The organism is Streptococcus oralis (assembly GCF_001578945.1).
GTDB lineage: Bacteria > Bacillota > Bacilli > Lactobacillales > Streptococcaceae > Streptococcus > Streptococcus oralis_Q.
The window spans coordinates 15,051-17,975 of the sequence record NZ_KQ969550.1; the positions used below are offsets into that span (position 1 = coordinate 15,051).

3 protein-coding genes are annotated in these 2,925 nt (G+C 39.7%); all 3 read right to left on the reverse strand.

What is annotated here, in order from left to right:
* Positions 1-735, reverse strand: a 735-nt coding sequence (gene asp3 / locus SORDD16_RS00055; RefSeq protein WP_241733927.1) for an accessory Sec system protein Asp3, incomplete at its 3' end; no start/stop codon positions are given.
* Positions 732-2,309, reverse strand: coding sequence for an accessory Sec system protein Asp2 (asp2, locus tag SORDD16_RS00060; RefSeq protein WP_061451856.1), 1,578 nt, complete (start codon positions 2,307-2,309; stop codon positions 732-734). The genes asp3 and asp2, both read right to left, overlap by 4 nt.
* On the reverse strand, positions 2,296-2,925 hold a 630-nt coding region (gene asp1, locus SORDD16_RS11435; RefSeq protein ID WP_241733928.1), incomplete at its 5' end, for an accessory Sec system protein Asp1. The genes asp1 and asp2, both read right to left, overlap by 14 nt.

Below are 2,925 nucleotides of genomic sequence, written 5' to 3' on the forward strand. Positions count from 1 at the left end.
ATTAGAAATTGCTCCGTAACCAATAAAAGCCACTTTTTCAAAAAGATGCTCTTGCGCTAATTCTTCAATCGTTTCAAGCAAGGTTTCGTAAAAACGTTCCTCCATGTATAGGAGCGCTTCTCTATAAGACGAATTAACAATCAATACATTTGAGAAATGTTCACGAACACGTTCTGGAATAAAACCTGTTCGATTGAGTTCAGGTTCTGTAAAACAAACGTACATCGTTTCTTTCTCGGAATCCTCATGAAGCAAATCAGATATCCAATAGCGATCCACTGTATAATCCGCTAACTGCTCCTCAGCAACATAAATCCCTTCAAATAGGAAGCGATGGCAACCCGAGCTAACTAACTGCACTTTATAGTATTGTGTACTATCCGGAACGCATACGCTCACACTCTCTCCCTGTTTAATGATTTGATTCGAAATTTCTTCATCTTGAGCATCCATAAATTCAATCTTTAAGTACGTCGAATTTTCTGGGATGGTTTCTATATGACTGCCAAAGATATAGTTTTGTCCACGTTTCAATTCAGGAAGCTGACTCGTATTACGTAAAGCCTGATAGTTTGCCCGCGAGTGCCATTCATGAATGACCGTCCCCGAAGGCATAAACTGGTTTTCATACAAAACATGACCACCGTCTAACAGTTTGACAGATGAACCGTATAGATACTGAGATACGCTTTGAATATCCCAATAAGCAAAATAGACTTCTTCCTTGTATCTCACGATTTAAACTCCCTTTCAAAACTATTCATTAATAGCGTTTTATATTGATTAAAGAACCATTCGACAATACCTTGTGTATCGTCGTTGTGTCGTCCAGTCAATCCCTTACTGATAACGCTGACGCGGTAATCTCGCTGTCCTAACTCATCCAACATATCGGGATAGGCCGACATATCATAGTCATCTTGATACATAAAGGAGATAATGAATTTTGTTCTTGAGAAATCAGCTGACTCAAAAGCTGTCCAGAAACGTTCGTTAAGCTGAGCTGTAGCTTCACTTGATAATTCTCCTATTGTGCGGTACACCAAATCCAGTGACGTTGGAAATCCTCCCGGACGAATAGTTGACTCATTTTCTGCCATATCCCCCAAGTTAACGAGAGGTTTTCCGACAATGACGGCATGAGGCTCTAATTTAGAACTATAGTATAGAGCACCAAAAGTTCCCATTGATAGCCCTGACAAGATCAGTTGATCAGTCGTAAAACCGAGTTCATCCAAGCAGTTATGAACCACTCGGAGCAACTTTTGTTCTAGCTCCTCCGAGCCAAGATAGAAAGCTCCCCCCTCTGAACGTGGATCCCCTACCAGTAAGAATGGCGACCCCAAATTATTCATCATCCAGTATCCTTCAAATCCCTCTGCGGGCCGGTACCCTGAAAAATAGATGTTCAACGGTGGTTTCAAATCTCCTGGATGGAAGAAATAAATCAGCTCTTCTCTATTTTTATCGCTAATTCGTTTTCCTCCGACTAACAAGTCTCCATAGCCTAGGTGGGAGTCTCGATAGTGGCAGGGACCAAGTTTTACAATTCCTTGTCCTTTTGCTTGAATACTGATACTCAAATAATACGAATCATTTACATCTAACGTCAGAGATCGATCAAAGCTCGTTTCATCATAAATCCATTCTTGCATAGGAGAATTTCCAGCTGGAAAACCTTTAACAACGTAGCGGATCGAACAACCTTCTGAAACCCTGAACTCAGGCCACAGATCTAAGGGCATCTCCCCACTCAGAAAAACATTATGTTGATAGGTCGCAATGGTCTGATAATCCTCGCCATATCGGCCACACAAACGAAGGTAGTTTGTCCCTTCGTAGCTGATTTGACCCTCAAAAGATGGTGCAGCGACTAGATGATTAACACTTAGTTTCGTTCCATTTTGCTTAGAGAAAAAACCACGTGAAAATATATGTAGCATCTGCTCTGGATTTTCAAAATTTGTTTTCACAGCTTTTTTGCGCAAAAGAAATCGTTCCAATGTTTTCGTAGTGATTTGACAACGCTCATGATAGAACAGACGGTAAACCTGAATTTTCTGATCCAAGATAGTGACATACTCTAAATATTCAGCAGTATCTACTAACACGACATCAAACGGTTTGTCTACTTTTTTCTTCTTTTTCCCGTTTTCCGCCTCAACTTCTCTATTTAAGATCCCGATATCTTCTGGCAATAAAGAGACGATGTCTTCTGGTTTGACAAATGTCCATTTTATATTACTAGGAATTTCATATTGCTCCTGCCAATTTTCATCAGCAATTTGCAGAACACTAATTTTTTTCATTTCCTTTTAATTCCTTTATGGTATTTTTCCACATATCGACAATCTCACCCCTTGTATACTGTTCAATCTTCTTGACTGAGTGAACGAGAGATTGATTCCAATGTTCTAAGTTTGTGAGGTAGTATAAGAGTGCCTCTTCAAAATCTGAAATATCATCTAGAATCCAACCATTTTCTCCATGCTTCACATAAGAAGAACTATACAAGTTAACCTGAGGGATCCCTCCACTAATGCCGGCAATCTGAGTCAGTACATCAGCCGGAGTCCCTAAATCAAGTATAATACGAACGTACTTCAAGACTTTAACCAAATCAATGTCGCTATGAATAGTCTCAATATCAATCCGTTCGCGGACGGGCTCCTCTTCATCATCAAGAACTCGATTTTCACCTCTCGCCCTTTTTTCCTTATCAACGAAAATCAAGTTTTGTTCATACTCTTGCTTAAGAGAGAGATAGCCTTCTAGTATCTGTTTTATATAGGCCTCTCGACCAAAATCCTGGCTTTGTGTTCCAACCAACAAGTCAATCCATTCATTTTTCAACATCATTTCAAACAAAGTCGTAAACACATATTGAATTTGATCTGCTGGTAGATTGTCGTAATTGACGTAAAC

Coding starts and splice junctions, on each gene's coding strand:
- asp2 (WP_061451856.1), bottom strand. CDS start 2,309: ATGAAAAAAATTAGTGTTCTGCAAATTGCTGATGAAAATTGGCAGGAG.